At 67.3% G+C, this 17,196-nt stretch carries 14 protein-coding genes; 8 read left to right on the top strand and 6 right to left on the bottom strand.

Translation table 11 applies throughout. The annotated features are described in order from the left end of the window. Positions 1–8: 8 nt before the first annotated feature. The 3 genes from APZ21_RS19385 (at position 9) to APZ21_RS19375 (ending at position 3,173) form a co-directional block, all read left to right on the top strand. Positions 9–1,049, top strand: coding sequence for an NAD(P)-dependent alcohol dehydrogenase (locus APZ21_RS19385; RefSeq protein WP_204249122.1), 1,041 nt, complete (start codon positions 9–11; stop codon positions 1,047–1,049). A gap of 133 nt (positions 1,050–1,182) precedes the next feature. Further along, positions 1,183–1,776, top strand: coding sequence for a TetR/AcrR family transcriptional regulator (locus tag APZ21_RS19380; RefSeq protein WP_054814746.1), 594 nt, complete (start codon positions 1,183–1,185; stop codon positions 1,774–1,776). Continuing rightward, the gene (locus tag APZ21_RS19375) at positions 1,773–3,173 is read left to right on the top strand and encodes a cytochrome P450 (protein WP_054814745.1); all 1,401 of its coding nucleotides are present in this window, start codon (positions 1,773–1,775) and stop codon (positions 3,171–3,173) included. Before APZ21_RS19380 ends, APZ21_RS19375 begins: the two co-directional genes overlap by 4 nt. Here the strand turns inward: APZ21_RS19375 and APZ21_RS19370 are convergent. From APZ21_RS19370 to APZ21_RS19360, 3 genes are all read right to left on the bottom strand, one after another. Then, complete coding sequence (locus tag APZ21_RS19370; protein WP_162240356.1) at positions 3,082–3,690, bottom strand: SLATT domain-containing protein; 609 nt, start codon at positions 3,688–3,690, stop codon at positions 3,082–3,084. The genes APZ21_RS19375 and APZ21_RS19370 overlap by 92 nt on opposite strands. A 762-nt stretch (positions 3,691–4,452) precedes the next feature. Further along, the gene (locus APZ21_RS19365) at positions 4,453–7,299 is read right to left on the bottom strand and encodes a type 1 periplasmic-binding domain-containing protein (RefSeq protein ID WP_054814743.1); all 2,847 of its coding nucleotides are present in this window, start codon (positions 7,297–7,299) and stop codon (positions 4,453–4,455) included. Positions 7,300–7,522: 223 nt separating this feature from the next. Beyond that, positions 7,523–7,966 (bottom strand): SgcJ/EcaC family oxidoreductase, encoded by a 444-nt coding sequence (locus APZ21_RS19360; protein WP_054814742.1) that lies wholly within the window; start codon positions 7,964–7,966, stop codon positions 7,523–7,525. A gap of 97 nt (positions 7,967–8,063) precedes the next feature. Here APZ21_RS19360 and APZ21_RS19355 point away from each other — a divergent pair, with 97 nt between their 5' ends. Further along, positions 8,064–8,525 (top strand): MarR family winged helix-turn-helix transcriptional regulator, encoded by a 462-nt coding sequence (locus APZ21_RS19355; RefSeq protein ID WP_054814741.1) that lies wholly within the window; start codon positions 8,064–8,066, stop codon positions 8,523–8,525. 33 nt (positions 8,526–8,558) lie between these two features. Here APZ21_RS19355 and APZ21_RS19350 read toward each other — a convergent pair whose 3' ends face one another. Continuing rightward, complete coding sequence (locus APZ21_RS19350; RefSeq protein ID WP_054814740.1) at positions 8,559–9,041, bottom strand: nitroreductase family deazaflavin-dependent oxidoreductase; 483 nt, start codon at positions 9,039–9,041, stop codon at positions 8,559–8,561. Positions 9,042–9,072: 31 nt separating this feature from the next. Then, positions 9,073–10,278 carry an esterase/lipase family protein gene (locus APZ21_RS19345; RefSeq protein WP_082393268.1) on the bottom strand — a complete coding sequence of 402 codons (1,206 nt, stop codon included), beginning with the start codon at positions 10,276–10,278 and terminating at the stop codon, positions 9,073–9,075. Positions 10,279–10,466: 188 nt separating this feature from the next. On the opposite strand from APZ21_RS19345, the gene APZ21_RS19340 reads away from it, so the two are divergent. Continuing rightward, on the top strand, positions 10,467–11,723 hold the full coding sequence (locus APZ21_RS19340; protein ID WP_054814809.1) for an MFS transporter: 1,257 nt from the start codon (positions 10,467–10,469) through the stop codon (positions 11,721–11,723). Between the two features lie 209 nt (positions 11,724–11,932). Beyond that, positions 11,933–12,787, top strand: coding sequence for a mycofactocin-coupled SDR family oxidoreductase (locus APZ21_RS19335; protein WP_054814808.1), 855 nt, complete (start codon positions 11,933–11,935; stop codon positions 12,785–12,787). A gap of 198 nt (positions 12,788–12,985) precedes the next feature. On the opposite strand, the gene APZ21_RS19330 is transcribed toward APZ21_RS19335, so the two are convergent. Next, a complete protein-coding gene (locus tag APZ21_RS19330) occupies positions 12,986–13,729 on the bottom strand; it encodes a hypothetical protein (RefSeq protein ID WP_054814739.1) in 744 nt (247 codons plus the stop codon). Positions 13,730–14,143: 414 nt separating this feature from the next. Here APZ21_RS19330 and APZ21_RS19325 point away from each other — a divergent pair, with 414 nt between their 5' ends. Next, on the top strand, positions 14,144–15,997 hold the full coding sequence (locus tag APZ21_RS19325; protein ID WP_082393267.1) for a peroxidase family protein: 1,854 nt from the start codon (positions 14,144–14,146) through the stop codon (positions 15,995–15,997). Then, on the top strand, positions 15,994–17,118 hold the full coding sequence (locus APZ21_RS19320) for a catalase family protein (protein ID WP_054814738.1): 1,125 nt from the start codon (positions 15,994–15,996) through the stop codon (positions 17,116–17,118). Before APZ21_RS19325 ends, APZ21_RS19320 begins: the two co-directional genes overlap by 4 nt. Positions 17,119–17,196: the final 78 nt, after the last annotated feature.

The raw sequence follows: 17,196 nt of genomic DNA, 5'->3' as shown, positions 1-17,196 counted from the left end.
AGGACATCATGTCGGCATCGATGAAAACCCCGGACTCGTCCCCGAACGAACGGATGAAAGCCGTGGTGCAACGCGGTTACGGGCCACCGCGGCGGGTCCTGGCTCTCGACGAGATCCCCCGGCCCGCGATCGCGGACGACGACGTGCTGGTGCGCATGCGCGCCACCAGCGTCAACACACCGGACTGGCTCGCCGTCGCCGGTGTGCCGTATGTCCTGCGGCTCCAGTTCGGCTCACGCACTCCCGCGAAACCCGTGCGCGGCACCGATATCGCGGGCGTCGTGGCGGCCGTCGGCGACAAGGTCACCGATCTGGCGCCCGGCGACGAGGTCTTCGGCTCGGCGTGGCAGAACACCGTCTCGACTCCCGCGGGTACCTTCGCCGAATACACGGTAGCGCCCGCGTCCCAACTCATCGCCAAACCCGCCGAACTGTCCTTCGAGACGGCCGCGGCGTCCGTCATGTCGGGGCTCACCGCATTGGCCGCCATGCGCGAGGTGGGCGAGGTCGGACCGGACAAGCATGTGCTGATCAACGGTGCGTCCGGCGGTGTCGGGACACTGGCGGTGCAGATCGCCAAGAAGCTCGGCGCACGGGTCACCGGCGTGTGCGGCGAACGCAATGTCGAATTCGTCCAGTCGCTTGGCGCCGACGACGTCATCGACTACACCCGAACCGATTACACCCGCGACACCCGGCGCTACGACGTCATCCTCGACAATGTGCTGAACCATTCGCCCCGGGTCAACGCCCGATTGCTCACTCCAACGGGCATTCTGATCCCCAACAGCGTCGGCGAAGCACGCGGGGTATTCGGCAGTATGCCGCGGATCGGATACGCCATGGTCATGCGGCGGTGGAGTTCCACCGATGTCCGCACCGTCACCTGCGTCCCGAACCGCGACAACCTTCGCGCCCTCGCCGACCTGCTGGTCTCCGCGGAACTCGAGGTCATCATCGAGAAGACCTACCCGCTCGCCGAGGCGGCCGCCGCGGTCGAGCACATGACGTCCCACCGCGCCCGAGGGAAGGTCGCGATCACCATCTAGCCGAAGTCGCTGCCCGGCAGGTCATTCCGATCGCGGGGGTCGAGGACGTGAGCGCCGGTCTCGCGGTCCTTGTCGCGCGCGCGGATCCAAGCGTACGATCGGCTCATCCAAACGATTGATTGGAAAAGCCGAGATGGACAGTACTCGGAATCGGATCGTCGCCGAAGCGCTGCGGCTGTTCGCCGAACAGGGTTACGCCTCGACCAGCGTGGCGGCGATCGAGGAGGCGGCCGGCCTGTCCCCCCGGTCGGGGGCGTTGTACACGCACTTCGGATCGAAACAGCAGGTGTTGGCGGCGGCGGTGGAAGCCGCGGTGGAATTGGCCGAGACCGGATTCGCGCTGGCGCCGATGTTCCCGCTCGGCGACCTCCGAGCCGAGTTGGTACTCGTGGGGCGGGGCTCACTGCTGTTGATGTCGAACTGGCGCAACCTGATTCGGGTGATGATAAAGGAATCCGACCAGTTCCCCGAGGTGATGGTCCAGGCGCGGGAGCGGCTGTTCAGTCCCGCCTACGAATATCTGGCCGGTTGGCTCACCGAGCGCGCCGCCGAGGAACACCTGCCGGAACAGGATTTCGAAGCGCTGACAACGATATGGCTCGGCGCGATCGAGAACTACTGGGTGATGTCGAACATCCACCACCATAGTCCGTTCGGCATGACCGACGACCGATTCATCGACGGATGGGTCGACTCGCTGATGACCACGCTGGGGGCGAAACCATGACACACACCTTCGATCTCAACGATCCGGCCGTGATCGCGAACCCCTATCCGAGCTACGCGCTGCTACGCGAGCACGCGCCCGTCCATCACCGCAGCGATGCCGATCTCTGGATCGTCAGCCGCTACGACGATGTCCGCACCGTTGTCCGCGACGCGCAGCGGTTCTCTTCGGTGATCTCCACGATCGGGTCGGACCCCTTCAATCCCTCGCCGACCCCGAAGTGGTTGTCCGCCATACTCACTCGAATTCCCACCGCGCGGGTGCTGTTGACCACCGATCCGCCCGATCACACCATGTTGCGGCGCAAGGTGGCGCGGGCGTTTACTCCCCGCCGCATCGCCGAATGGGAGCCGCGGATTCGGGAAGTCACCGCAGGACTCGTGGATGCCCTGCTCGACACCGACGAGCCCGATCTGGTCCGCGACCTGGCCGCACCGCTGCCCGCGATCATCATCGCCGAAATCCTCGGTGTGCCCGCCGAACGCCGCGACGACTTCAAGCGGTGGTCGGACGAACTCATCGACGGCCTGCTCACCGGTGGCAGCCGAATCGCCATGGTCCGCAGCGCGATCGCCATCTCCTGGTTCTTCGCCCGTATCATCCGTCGTCGCCGCGCCGCGCCCGGCGACGACCTGATCAGCGCACTGGTCACCGGCACGGGCGAGGAATCGCTCACCACCGGCGAAGCCGTGAACTTCTGCATCCTGCTACTCGTCGCGGGACACGAGACCACGACCAATCTCATCGCCAACACCATGCTCGCACTGTTCGACCGGCCCGCGTTACGCGAGCGAATCCGCGAACAGCCGGAGCTGGCCGCCGCCGTGGTCGCCGAAGCCCTGCGATTCGACGGGCCGGCCCAGGCCCTGTTGCGACGCGCGACCACCGCTGTCGAGCTCGGCGGCACGACCATTCCGGCGGGCTCCTATGTCCTGCCGCTCATCGGATCGGCCAACCGCGACCCACGCCACTTCACCGATCCCGACGAATTCCTGTTGCACCGACCCGAGGTCAACGACCATCTCGGCTTCGGCGCGGGCATCCATTACTGCATCGGCGGCGCGCTGGCCCGTCTCGAAGCCACCGCGGCCATCGAGGAGATCATGGGCAGGGTTCCCGACCTGACCCCATCGGCGCCGCCTCGACGTGTCGAGAGTCCGGTCCTGCGCGGCCTGCGCAGTCAACCGGTCACTTGCACCGACGAACGCCCGCTGACCGCACCGGAGGCCGGGCGACTCGGCACCGGTCAGCAGGATCGACACGACCACCGGCGGGAAAGCAGCGAGATCGACGCTGTACGCACGATCAGTAGGCATTCCTCCGATCGAAGCGGGGGCCGCGGGGTTCGGCGGAGAGAGGCAATTGTGAGGTCCATGTATTGGTTTCGCGGGCGATGACCTCGTTGGCTCGATAGGAGAATTCCTTGAGCAGCGCCATACGGCGGTCGATCTCGCCGTTGGAATTGGCGGGCGAGCGCGAGACCGATGCCCATTCGAGCTGGAAATCGCAGATCATCGCGTTGATGGCCTGCACGGTGCGGATATCGCGCATCCAGGCGGTGGATATGCCGAAGAAGCGGTCGATGGCCACGCATCCCGCGGCGCAGGCGAGGAGCACATAACCCCAACTCGGGTTGATGGCGTCGAGTCCGGCGGTCGTGACCAGAGGCACGAGGATTCCGGGTAGGCCGAGGATGATCATCGCCGCGGTGAGGGCGAGGCTGGCGCGCTGTTTGACCAGCTTGTCCTTCGCGTACCACGCGCGCGTGTCCATGGCATAGCTCTCGACACGCTGGAACAACCATCCAAGGGTCTCATCGGAATTCGACCAATCGGCGGAACGGAGGTCCAGCGAAGGCGGCACTCCGAGGTCCTGCGAGCGATCCCCGCCGACGGGCAATCGGTGCTCTGTCACGGCCGTACTGTATCTCCCGCGCTCACGCTTCGCCCGCCCGCCGTCCACATCGGCCGATCCACGCTCGGAGATTCGCCGGCGACACGTGAGATACGGCGCCGCAACAGGACTCGCACACGCACCGACTTCCGCATCGTTCCGACGGCGCCACGCGTCGCGTCCCATCGTTTCACCTGGTCAGTGATGGACGAGATTCCCGCGATGCGTCACCTGCGCAACGATCCGGCTGTCACACTTGGACTTCGGGCCATCCGCCCGCATGCCGGCAGCTACCGCGCGGTCGGTCTCGGAGTCGATGTCACCATCGCGCAATCCGTTTCGTTGTCCCGATCCCGCCCCGCCCTTGTCCGCGCGCCCCTCACGACATCGCACTCCCAGCCACCGCGGGGCACGCCTCCGCCGGGAAACCCCACGTCTCGGGTCGGCCATCCGAACCGCGCACCGCCTTCGATCGGGACGAATCGGCCACTCGGGACACACACTCCAATCACCGGAAAATACCGACCGGTATGCCAGAGTCGACGGCACGCACGCCACCAGAACAGGTGTGGCCGAGGCCACCTCCGCGAACGGCATTGCCGCGCCGATTCTCTCGAGTACGGCGTGGCATCCGACTCCCGCCCGTAAGCCGCCTTACACTGACCGGGCTGAGTGACGTGGCGGCGTCACCCAGTACCCGGGGAAGCGAGCCGCCCGGACCCTCACCGGTCCGGGTGGCTCGTCTTTATCGATCGAACCATCCTGCGCGACAGCGACACCGACTCAATTCGAATCGGGTCTACACGATGCCGGAGCGGCGGCGGAAGCCGCGACCTGAGCGGCGGCGGAAGCCGCGTCGCAGGTCGCCCGGAACGATTCATCGTATCTGCCGTCCGTGATTCGGAGGATGGACATGGGTTTGTTCGTGGGGACGTTGCGGCTGACCTCGCCGCCGTAGTCGATGGTTCCGGTGACACCCTGCAACGCTCTTCCGGCGGTGGCGGCGCCATCAGGCGTCGTGGTGGTGTGGATGGCGCCGATCTGGCGCCACACCGTCCCGGCGGTGACCGGTGTCGGGCCCGCGGTGCCCTGGAGGTATTCCGTGGCGGCGATGATGACCTTGACGGCGTCGTAGGCCAGCGCACGGTAACCGTGCAACGAGTTCTCGCTGTCGTTCGGCTCGATGTCGAACAGCTCGGACAGTCCGTCGTAGAACTCGCGCGAGACGCCGGTGGCCTTGTCGACCGGTGTCGCGAACGAGACGAAGTAGTACGGTACCCCACTGATCCGACGGCGTGCCGCCTCGTCGACGACGTGGGCCGACAGCGAATCCGCGCCGATCAGAATCGATTCGCGATTGCCGCATTGCGTAACGGCATGGGCGAAGGCGTCGAAATCGACGCCGCGACCGGCGTAGAACAGGATGCCTGCCTCCGCGCATTTGTCGCGACCCGCTTCGGCGGCATTGGGCAACGGATCCCGCTCCCCCACGGCGTGCACGTTGGTATCCCCGAATCCCACCGCCTCGACGTGGAAACGGCGTGCCTGGAACGCCGCGTAGGCGTCATCGCGCAGATTCGAACTGTAGATGTCGTCTCGGTCGTTGGAATAGTAGATCCGCACGGGCATCGACTCGTTTCGCCTGCCCTTCTCCTCCATCAGATATTGGGCGAACGACGCCACGACCACGGCTTCCTGCTTGTTCTGCGGTGAGACCTGGAAGAACATCGGATTTCCGGTGGCCAACTGATCGGCGGACAGTGTCGAGCCGACCATCGCGACGCCGACCGACGAGATCTGCTTGATGACCTCCTGGACCGAAGCCCGGCTCTGGTCGAGTCCGACGACACCGACGATGCTCGGATCGCGCGCGACCAATCTGCGCAACGGCTCCATCAATTCCCGGGCGCGCCGCATGTCCTTGCCCGCGTTGGCCAGCAGGACCCGCACGATTGGCGCCGACCCCGCCGCTGTCTCCAATTGCCGTTTCTGCGCCACCGCGACGCCTTCCACCGCCTCGCGCGCACCGCCGAGTCCGGTGGCCGTTCCGCTCGAGGACGTGAAGCCCTCGAGGACGATGACCGTGATGAAGGGCCGCTTCGGCGACTTCTGACGCAGCTGCTCGGCTCGGCGGTTCTGGTCCGCGATGGTCCGCACGACCCGGCCGGTGTCGGCGTCGGAGGGCTGGAAGATGTCGTAGGAACCGTCGCTGATGCCGATGCACTCGGTGCCGGACTCGGTGGCGACCGAGACCAGGTACGGGTCGGGCCGACCGCAGTGCTCGTGCAGGTACTGCTCGTATCGGACGGTCACCGTCGCGGCGATCATCGCGACAACGACGAGGGGGACGCCGATGCGGATCCACCTGCTCAGCCACCACACGGGCCGCGTCTGCCGACCGGTGAAGTGATATCCGTCGAACGCCGACCACTGCTGCCTGGCGTGTTCGAGCACCTGGCCCGGCTCGGTGTCGGTGATCTTCAGCGGCAGATACCACGCCGTGTCGCGGCGCCGCCTACGATCGGCGAGCAAGGCGTTCTGCCATGCCCGATAGCCGGTAACGGCATGGGCCGCATCGTATTCGGGCCGGTGTTGGTCGTTGCGCCCCGCATCCGGCGGCACCTGCGTACCGGCGCTGATCACCAGCAGCGGGTCGAACGAGCCGGTCTGATTCCGCACGTCGTTGATGAGTTTCAGCAGGGTGAAGCCGCCGTTGGCCTCGGTGATGTCATCGATCAGCAGGACCGGGTACGACATCTCGCGCCGCCGCCATACCTGCCAGAAGCGCAGCCGATAAGTCCACCGCAGATCCTCGAGGAACGCGTTGACCACCAATAGGGCCAGCGCTTCGGGATCCTCACGCTGCCATTCGCCCATTACCAGTCGACTGGCGAACCGGACGAACGAACCGGACATCTCCGGGGCGAGGTAGGGCTGACGCAGGAACCAGCGATACCGTCCCGACAGGATCGGCACCCGACCGGTGACCGCCATACGAAACGAAACCGCGGTGAGCACCCGCAGCACCAGCAGCAGCGCCTGCCACCAGAGACCCGCATTGTTCGGCAGACCGTCGGGCGGCGCCGCATTTCTCGAACCCCAGTTCCTGATGCGTTCGCTGAGCCCGTGCTTCTGGATCAGCACGCGCAAGGTTCGGTCGGGATCGCGGTCTCCGGCATCGAGTTGCTGCCGCATGAGCCAGTCCACCAGCCAGTACCGGCCGAATCGCAACCTCGGTCCGCGGACGTTCGGATTGCCGACGAAGCCGACGGTGATGGCGGTGAGCATCTCGCGAATGCGCAGCGTCGTGTCGGCCGACACCTCCGGGCCGATCGGTGCGCTCTGACCATAGGCGGTGGCCAGGTCGACATAACTCAGGCGGATATCGCTCGGTCTGGCCGTTCGCAAGGATGTCTCGATCGTGGCGAGCACATCCTTGTGTGCCGCGGACCGCACCAGACACACCATCGGCAGCCCGCGCCTGCCCACATCACCCGGACGCGCCTCACCGCGCCACCGATCACCGATCCGCGGGCGCCGCGTGAGCGCGCCGATCAGCTCGAACAGTTCTGTCGCACCGTGGAATACCCGGAAATCGGGCCGGGTCCCGGTGCCGCCGCTACTCGCCATACCGACCGATAGTGGTACCGGCACCCGGCGCTGTCGCCGCATCCGCCGACATGATCGGTCAACGACACCGACGTTCACCCGCACCAACGAGGACTCGTAACCCATTGTGCTGCACGATGTTCAGAACACCTGGAGATTCACCGCGTCCAGAGCCCTTACGGTTCCGGGGCGGACGGGCCGGAGAGCGCGTCCCGAATATGGTTCGCCGCCGCCCGACGCCTGCTCAGTCGCCCGATACCTCGGCGGGCGGTCCCGCGAATCTCGCGAGCAGCCAATGGTATTTGGTGTTCTGGAACGCGGCGATCCGCCACTGTCCGTCGCGGCGCACCACGACGGTCGTCTGCACCTTCGTGTTACGGAATGTGCGCTTACGCTTGCCTTTCAGCACCGCGCCCTTGCCGTGCACGAGGGCCACATCGGGGGCGAGGAAGCGCAGACCGGTGATCTCGCCGTCGAGACGGGTGTTCTTCAGGTACTTCTCGAAGACCGGGATATGGGATTCATGGATCGCGCGCCGCCCCTTGGAGTGGGTGCCGAACCAGGTGACGTAGTCGGCGTCCTCGGTGAACAGGGCGGCGAATGCCGCGGCGTCGCCGTCGCGCCAGGCCCGCGCCTGGCGGTCGAAGAGTTCGCGGATCGCGTGTGCGTCGGCGTGCTCGCTGGTCATGGATATCCTCCGGGTAGGATCTCGTCCAGTCATTAACTGAATCGGTAAATATCTGATTGAGTAAGATACTGTTCGAGTAAGACGAGGATGTCAAGCGATGTCGGAGCACACGGATCTGAGCACGCGGCTGAATCTGGCCGCCCAGCGCAGCGCCAATGACGCGGTGATGATGCATCAGGCCGTCGCCGATCGCCTCGGCCTGCACGTGACCGACCTGCGTTGCCTCAACATATTGCGGCTCGGCGGTCCCGCCACCGCGGGCGAGCTGGCCGCCGCCACCGGCCTGACCACCGGCGCGATCACCCGCATGATCGACCGGCTGCTCAAAGCGGGCTACGTCCGCCGCGAACACGACGATCAGGACCGCAGGCGGGTGTTCATCAGCGTGATCCCGGAGCGCATCGAGGAGATCGCGCCGCACTACGAGGTGCTGGCCAGGGAATTCGGCGACGCCATGAGGGGATTCACCCTCGAGGAGCTGACCCTCGTGCTCGAGGTTTTCGACCGGCTGCACGCGACGTCCGTGCGGGTTACCGAATTACTGCGCGAAGGGCAATGATCGCGCGTCGAGTGCGGCGGCGAGCACATCGGCTCATCGAGGGCTCGGCCGAAGCTCGAAGATCCTGAACCTCCGCCCGCCCGCCAACCGCTCCTCGACCCGGTAGCCGGGCCAGAACCCGACCGCCGCGTCCCAGGCCCGATCCCGCTCCGCACCGACGAGTTCGGTCACGCTCACCGCGAAACACCGTCCGCGCACCCGCACCGACGCCGACTGCGCCGCACGCAGATTCGCCGACCACACGGGGTGTTTCGGACTACCCCAATTCGACCCGACGACCAGGAAATCCTCGCCTCGGGGGACATAGAGCAGCGAGGTCTCGCGCGGCAGCCCGGATCTGCGTCCCGCCACGGTGATTCGCATGGACGGTAACCCGGCGAGGTCGAGCACCCCGAACCGACGCCCGCTCACCGCCCGGAGTATCCGCTCCGCGGGCAACACGAACCGCGCCGAGCGCAGCACCCACGGCTGGGTCCCCAGCCACCGACCGACCTTCGGCAGAGGATTGGACAGCACCCCGAAATCCTCGCAGACTCGGTGACAAAGTTCAGAGGTGGCCGTCGCCGCCCACGAGCCAGGGGTTGAAGGTGCAGGTGAGGTCGGGGTGGCCGGTCGGGTCGAGGGCGTTGAGGGCGATGGACAGTGCGCGTGGGGAGTACATCATGGTCAGATGGTCGGACAGATCCTGTTCGCAGTTGTCCTGGAGAACGATATTGCGGACGGTGGCGTCGGGGCCGGGGTGCAGGAAGGTCAGGTCGAAGTTGGTGTTGAACTGGTCGTAGCGGGTGGCGACAACGGTGTAGTCCACGCCGGGCACGGTGTCGCCGTCGGCATTGAGCCGCGTGAGGAAGTCCGATCCGATGACCTGCTGGGCGGCGGCGTGACCCACCGCCAATTCGGCGAAGCCGATGACGTCGATACCCGCGTTGTTGATGACGCGGCCGAGCGCGCCGATCCCGAGTGCGGTGGTGCCGTGGTGGGTGGCGCCGTAGCTGACGAGGTGGCCGACCTTCGCCGCGCCGCCGTCGAATTTGGTGTACCAGTTGGCCATTGCGCCGCCCTGCGAATGACCGATGATGTCGACCTCCTCGGCTCCGGTCGCCGCGAGCACGCGGTCCACGAAGCCGGCGAGTTGGACGGCCGAATCCTGGATGTAGCCGTTTCCGTTGGCGCCGGGCAGCACCGAGACGACGCCGCCGCCTTGCGGCAGGCCGGTCCGGCCGAAATTGAACGCGAATACGCAGAATCCGGCATCGGCGAGGGGTTGGCTGAAGTACGCGAAATTGTTGTAGGCGTTCTCCCAGGTCCCGTGCAAGAGGACGACCGGCCGGGGATGGCGCGGCGACGGTTCGCAGTGCCAGTCGTTGGCGCCCGGCGGGGCGAGGTCGGGATGGGAAAGGCCGTAGGCGAAGGCGGTGGTCCACACGCTCATCGGCGGACCGTGTCCCACGGTGTCGCTGGCGAATCCGCCGGAAGAGCCAGCGGCGGAACCGGAGCTGCCGTAACAGTTGCCCGAACCGTTCCCCGATCCCGCGCCGCTTCCCGAGGCGCACGCCGATCCGGTGCCCCCGACCGGCCCGCCGCGCAGACCGGCGTGGATGTAGTCGGCGATGCTCTGTTCCTCGGCGTCGAAATCGTTCTCCGCGTGCGTGATCGGAGCGTTGGCGATCCAGGCGAACACGAACAGGCCGAGTGTCGTCGCCGCGACGGCGGCCGAGCGGAGGCGGAAGGGGCGGGGGTTACTGCGCTTCATACCCTTGCCTTCCCGACCCGCGGTCGGCGATCCGCCTCGAAACCGTGCATTCGACTTGCCGACCGTAAAGTAACTTTTCGGCCCGGGTCAAGGCGGCCGACCGAATCCGCTTGTTCGATCCGCCGCGGACGGCCTGGTCACATCCCGGGGTATTCGGCGCGCGGTTGCGGAAACGAGGTGGCACATCGGTGAGCGGCGAATCGCTTGATCGTCGGTTCAGGTGGCTGTGGGCATCCTATGCGGTCAGCGTGTACGGGACCGGGTTCGGATTCGGGGCGCTGCCGTTGATCGCGATCGGCGTGCTGCACGTGGGGCCCGCGCAGGTGTCGGCGCTGGCCGCCACGGGCGTGGCGGTAGGCGCGCTGATCGCCGTTCCGCTCGGTCCGTGGGTGGAGTTCCGGCGCAAACGGCCGGTCATGATGGCGATGGACCTGTCCCGGTTCGTGATGCTGGCAAGTATTCCCGCCGCCTACGCGTTCGGCGCATTGAGCTACGTCCATCTACTGGTGACGGCGGTCGTCGCCGCCGCGGCCGACATCACCTTCCGTGCGGCGAGCGGCGCCTACCTGAAAACGATTGTGCGACCGGAGGATCTGCTCACCGCCAACGCCCGCTTCGAATCGACGATGTGGAGCGCGCAGACGATCGCGCCGCCGCTTGGCGGCGCCGCAATGGGATTGGTGGGGCCGGTGGTCACGGTGGCCGCCGACGCCGTGAGCTATCTGTTGTCGGCCTTGGGTATTCGCGCCATCGGCGGCGCGGACCCACATCCGGTGATCACCCGCGATTCCGTAACGCGCACCGGCGCACTCCTCGAGGGATGGCGGTTCATCCTCGCCCACCGTGGACTGCGCGCCATGCTTCTCAACTCGGCGCTCTTCTCAGGATTGATTCTCGCGACCGAGCCCGTACTCGCCGTATTACTGGTAGGCGACCTGGGTTTCGCGCCATGGCAGTACGGACTCGCCTTCGCCGTCCCCTGCCTCGGCGGACTCGTCGGCGCCCGGCTGTCGCGCCCATTGGCCACCCGCTTCGGCGGCCACCGCGTCATGCTCGCGGGCGGCACCGCACGCGCCTGCTGGCCGATAGGTCTGACCTTCGTCGGGCACGGTACCGCCGGGCTCGTCGCGGTCATCGTGATCGAATTCGGTCTCATCCTCTGCATAGGCATCTCGAATCCGCTCATTGCCACCTACCGGCTCGCACGCACCACCGCCGACCGCGCCGCCCGCACCCTCTCGGCTTGGACGATCACCTCGCGAACCACCACCGCGGCTCTCACCGCCCTCTGGGGAATCCTCGCCGCCACCACCAGCCCCCGCACCGCCCTCGCCGCCGCAGGCGTACTCCTCCTGGCGACCCCCCTGCTGCTGCCCCGACACGACCATCCGATACCCGCCGACCCGGAACCGGTCGCCGAACTCGGACCTTCCGCGTCACGCTGACCATCGGGACGGGTCGGGCGTGGTCACGAACCCGGCGGCGGCGGTCCGCGGAGTGAGACCGCCTGTTGAATCTGACAGGTGTAAATACTACCGTCCACTCTCATGACCGCGACGACGAGACGACCACGCTCCCAGTCCGTGGACGTCCGGTCCCGCGGCGTGTCGAGCCCCACCGAGACCGAGGTCTCCCGATGAAGGCGGATACCGGAATGCGCAGTTCAGAGCCGACACTGCACGGCAAGGTGGCCCTGGTCACCGGCGCCGCCCGAGGTCAGGGCCGGGCGCACGCCCTGCGGCTGGCCCGCGACGGCGCGGATGTCGTCGCCATCGATATCTGCGGATCCGTCTCCGAGAGCATCACCTACCCGCCCGCGAACAGCGAGGATCTCGCCGAGACCCGGCGGCTGGTCGAGGAGACCGGGCGCAAGGTCCTGGCCCGCGAGGTCGACATCCGCGATCTCGCCGCCCTCCAGGCCGTCGTCGCCGACACCGTCGAGCAGTTCGGCCGCCTCGACGTCCTTGTCGCCAACGCGGGCGTGCTCAGCTGGGCACGGCTGTTCGAGATGTCGGAAGAACAGTGGGACACCGTCGTCGACGTGAACCTCAACGGCACCTGGCGCACCGTCCGTGCCGCGGTGCCCGCCATGATCGAGGCAGGCAACGGCGGATCGATCGTCATCGTCAGCTCCTCGGCGGGCCTGAAGGCCACCCCCGGCAACGGCCACTACTCCGCCTCCAAACACGGCCTGGTCGGCCTCACCAACGCGCTCGCACTCGAGGTCGGCGAATACGGCATCCGCGTCAATTCCATCCACCCGTACTCGGTCGACACGCCCATGATCGATCCCGACGCCATGATGAAACTGTTCGCCGAATACCCGTCCTTCCTGCACAGCTTCCCGCCCGTCCCCTACCGCCCCGCCACCCGGGACGGCTCCGACGGCCGCAGCGGTTTCATGTCCCCCGACGAGGTCGCCGACATCGTCGCCTGGCTCGCGAGTCCCGCATCCGGCTCGACCACCGGCAACCAGATCGCCGTGGACGCCGGCGCCCTCAAATACTGATCCGTATCGGCCGAACCGCCCGTGCCCCGCGGGTCGCGCGGGCGAATTCGCCGATTCCGAACCGATGTTCATGTCGAGCGGTCTACCTCGACATGTGTTCGACCACCGCCTGACGGTCAGGGCGGGTCGGCACTCGATATCGACTCCATCCGCGACGGCGAGTCGGTGCAGCGGAATGACTGCGGATCGACGCGGGAGTCAGGGGTGGGTCGGGCGTGCCGTGAGGGCGGTGAGAACCCGTTCGGTCTTGGTCGGGCCTGCGGCGATGCGCAGGCCGGCGGCGCGCACCGCGGATTCGAAGACGCGCTGGTCGAGGGCGGCGCGGCTTTCCAGGTCGGCGTGGGACTCCCCGGGAACGGGGATTACGCGCAGGAGCAGTTCGAGCATGTCCAGCTCGCCGACCTGCCACCTCTCGACGTCGACTTCGAGACCGTCGAGCCGAACGGCCGTCCACTTGGTCGAGGCGACCGGCCCGAGCACCACAAGCCGATCCACCGCCACACCTGGCGGCGTGCAGCTCACCAGGAACTGACGTTGGGCCGATTCCAGGGCGGATATGACGTCCACGCCGCGACGCGCGACCCGGCGAACCGATCCGCGCGGTCGACGGCCGAGCGCCGACGCCGACAGGGTGCGCCGATCCTCGCACCAGTCGGCCGCTATGCGGTATTCCAGTCCGTCGGCGTCGAACGGCGCGGTCCATCGCCCCGTCAACTGGGGGCGCAGGCAGGGACGCAGTTTGACGGTGAGATCGTCGTACGGGCCGCCGCTGCGCAGCCGGATCACGATACGGCCGGTCAACAGCGCGGGTCCGGGCCCGCCGTGCGCTTCGGCGAACCAGATGTCGCGGGTGACGGCGGTCCGCTCGGCGCACCCCAATCGGGTCAATGCCTCGGCGACCCGCCCGTCGAGGTTGACTTTGATTCCGATCGGAACTATCACCGAGTGCCCTTCCCGTTTCCGCGCGGGAGCCTCCCACGGCCCACAGCATCGTCGTGGACAGCCTCGCCCACCCGGGCGGCGACCGGCGCGCGTACCGCGCTACCCGATTGCCCGGTGATGACGGCCCGCGCCGCTCTGCGACCACGGCGTCTCGAAACGCGGGTAACCGGGACGACGTCGAGCGTGCTCGCATCGCATCGGACGAGTGGCGGCTACCCGCGTCCCGCGGCGGGGCAGACCGACCCTGCAACGCTCGCCGAGCGATTCGATCCGCGGCGCGCCGCTTCCCTCGTGGACGATCATGGTTTGGAGTAGTCCACTACTCGTGACGGGTATCGCACCCGACTCACAGACTGAGCACCGATTCGATCCAGGGCGAGCCACCGACTCGCCGCTGCCACGTGGAGGTCCTTGATGGTCCGGGCACTGCCGACGCCCCCGCCCACCCGCCGCCGCACACCGAAAGCCGCCGTTCGCCTGCTGGTGAGAGCCGCCGAGTCGGTCGACCGCGCGATCGGCTGGTCCCGGCTGCCCACCCCGCTCGGGCTGGCGGTCCTGGTCGGACTACGCGCCGGACTCCGCTCGGAGAATCTGTTCGACACCGGCCCGCACCCCGAGGGTCCGCTGCCCGCCGACGCGGCGGCCGACGCGGAATACCTGCGCGCGCGCACCGTCGACGGCACCTACAACGCCCTCGCCGCGCCGCGGACGGGTTCGGTGGGATGCAGGTTCGGGCGCAACTTCCCGATCGAGCACACCCGCCCGGAGGACGAGAGCCGGATACTGCATCCGGAGCCGCGCCTCGTCAGCCGGAAATTATTGGCACGCGAGCAATTCCAACCCGCGACCACATTGAACCTGCTGGCGGCGGCCTGGATCCAGTTCGAGGTGCACGACTGGCTCAGCCACGGCGACACCGATGCCGAGCCCTTCGCCGTCACCCTCGACGAGGACGACCCGTGGCCGCTGCGGCCCATGACCGTCAACCGCACCGTCTCGGTGCCCGCGCCGGATCCCCAGGATCCGCCGACCTACGTCACCGAGGACACCCATTGGTGGGACGCCTCCCAGATCTACGGCAGCACAGCCGAATTCGCGGCGGCGCTGCGATCGGGCCGGGGCGGGCGACTGAAGATGGACGACCAGGGACTGCCGCCGTTCGACGTGCGGGACCTCATGGCGCTCACCGAAGCGGCGGCCAATTTCTGGGTCGGTCTGGCACTGTTGCACTCGCTGTTCATGCGCGAGCACAACGCGATCTGCGCACGCCTGGAACGCCGCTACCCGGATATGACCGATCAACAGCTCTACGACACCGCGCGCCTGATCAACTCGGCGCTGATCGCCAAGATCCACACCGTCGACTGGACACCGGCCATCATCTCGCATCCGACCACGGTCGCCGCCATGCGCGCCAACTGGTTCGGCCTGCTCGGCGAGACGGTTCAGCGCCGTTTCGGCAGGGTCAGCGACAACGAGATCCTTTGCGGCATACCGGGTTCCGAGACCGACGACCACGGCGTACCGTATTCGCTGACCGAGGAATTCGTCTCGGTGTACCGGATGCACCCGCTCATTCCCGACGAGTTCACGGTGCGCAGTCTCGCCGACGACAGCGTCCTGGCCGAACACGAACTTCCCGACCTCTTGGTCGCCAATGTGCGCGAACGCCTCGCGGAGACGTCGATGCCGGATCTGTTCTACTCGTTCGGGCGCGCCAATCCCGGTGCGCTGACACTGCACAACTATCCGCGCCACCTACAGAATCTGACCCGCCCGGACCATCCGCTCATGGATCTGGCGACCGTCGACATCCTGCGGATCCGTGAGCGAGGTGTGCCGCGCTACAACGAGTTCCGCCGTCAGCTGCGCCTGGCCCCCGCGCCGTCCTTCGAGGAACTCACCGACAATCCGCTGTGGGCGCGGCAACTGCGCGAGGTCTACGGCGACGTCGAACAGGTCGATCTCATGGTCGGCCTGTTCGCCGAACCCAAGCCGCCGGGATTCGGCTTCAGCGACACCGCGTTCCGGGTGTTCATCCTGATGGCCTCGCGGCGGCTGTCCAGCGATCGCTACTTCACCACCGACTTCCGACCGGAGATCTACACCGAGGCCGGGATGGCCTGGGTGCGCGACAACGATATGCGCAGTGTGCTGCTGCGCCACTTCCCCACGCTGGCGCCCGCCCTCGACGGCGTCGCCAATCCGTTCGCACCGTGGCGCAGCGTCGACCGGATGCGCGCCGAGAAAGGAACCGACCCGCGATGACCGACGTGGCACGGCCGCGCACCGAGCAGACCTACCTGCGCTACCGCGACGATCTGGAACGTCCACGGGTCGACGAGGAACAGATCATCGACAGGATCATCGCGGTGCTGCGGGACAACAACGAACGCGCCTATCGCCGCTACAAGCACGGTCTGCGCGACGCGCACGCCAAGAGTCACGGCATCCTGCGCGGCGAGCTGACCGTGCACTCGGGTCTGGCCACGGAACTGGCGCAGGGCATGTTCGCCACGCCCGCCACGTATCCCGTCATCGCGCGGCTGTCGAGCACTTCCGGGGTGATCCGCAGCGATCAACTGCGCGGGGTGCGCGGTCTCGGGATCAAGGTGCTCGGCGTGCCCGGCCCGCGCGCGCTGCCCGACGACACGGCGACCACGCAGGACTTCATCATGGTCACCCACCGGGAATTCCTCTTCGCCGACGCGCACGAGTACCTCACCAAGGGAATGCCGACGGCGTGGGTGCTGGCCCGCCTGCCCGACCCGTTGCTGCAGACCGGCAGCACGCTGCTCTCGGCGCTGGACCAGCGCGTGCTGCGGCGCATCGACCGGCCCCTGCCCGCCAATCTGAGCGTCTTCGTCCGGCCCAACACCCACATACTCGGCGAGACCTTCTACTCATCGGCGCCGCTGCGCTACGGCGATCACGTCGCCAAGATGCTCTACGCGCCGTCCTCGCCGGAGGTCGCGGCGCTGGCGGGGCTGCCCGTCGGACCGGACAAGGGCATCAACGCCCACCGGGACGCGATCGTGGACTTCTTCGCCGCGCACGCGGCCGAATACGAGTTGCGTGTGCAGTTGTGCACCGACCCGGACGTCATGCCGATCGAGGACGCGACGGTGCCGTGGCCGGAGGAGGCATCTCCGCATCGCGCGGTCGCGACCATCCGATTCGAGCCGCAGGATCCCTACACCCCCGAGCGGCGCGCCTATGGCGACGACGTGCTGTCCTTCAACTCCTGGCGCGGTCTGGACCTGCACCGTCCGCTCGGATCGATCAACCGGCTCAAGAAGCGCGTCTACGAGGCATCGAGCAACTACCGCCACGAGGTGAACAACGCACCGCGCATCGAGCCGAGCGGTCCCGCCGACCTTCCGCGATGACTCCGGCACGCCCGCCGATCCGGGACATGCGCCCGACGCGGCGGGTGATGGCGGGCACGCGACGAGCGGTGGCACCCG

Origin of the sequence: Nocardia arizonensis (assembly GCF_001310275.1) — a bacterium.
Classification (GTDB): domain Bacteria; phylum Actinomycetota; class Actinomycetes; order Mycobacteriales; family Mycobacteriaceae; genus Nocardia; species Nocardia arizonensis.
Note: the sequence above shows the minus strand (reverse complement) of the source record. Positions and strands in the feature narration are given on the sequence as shown.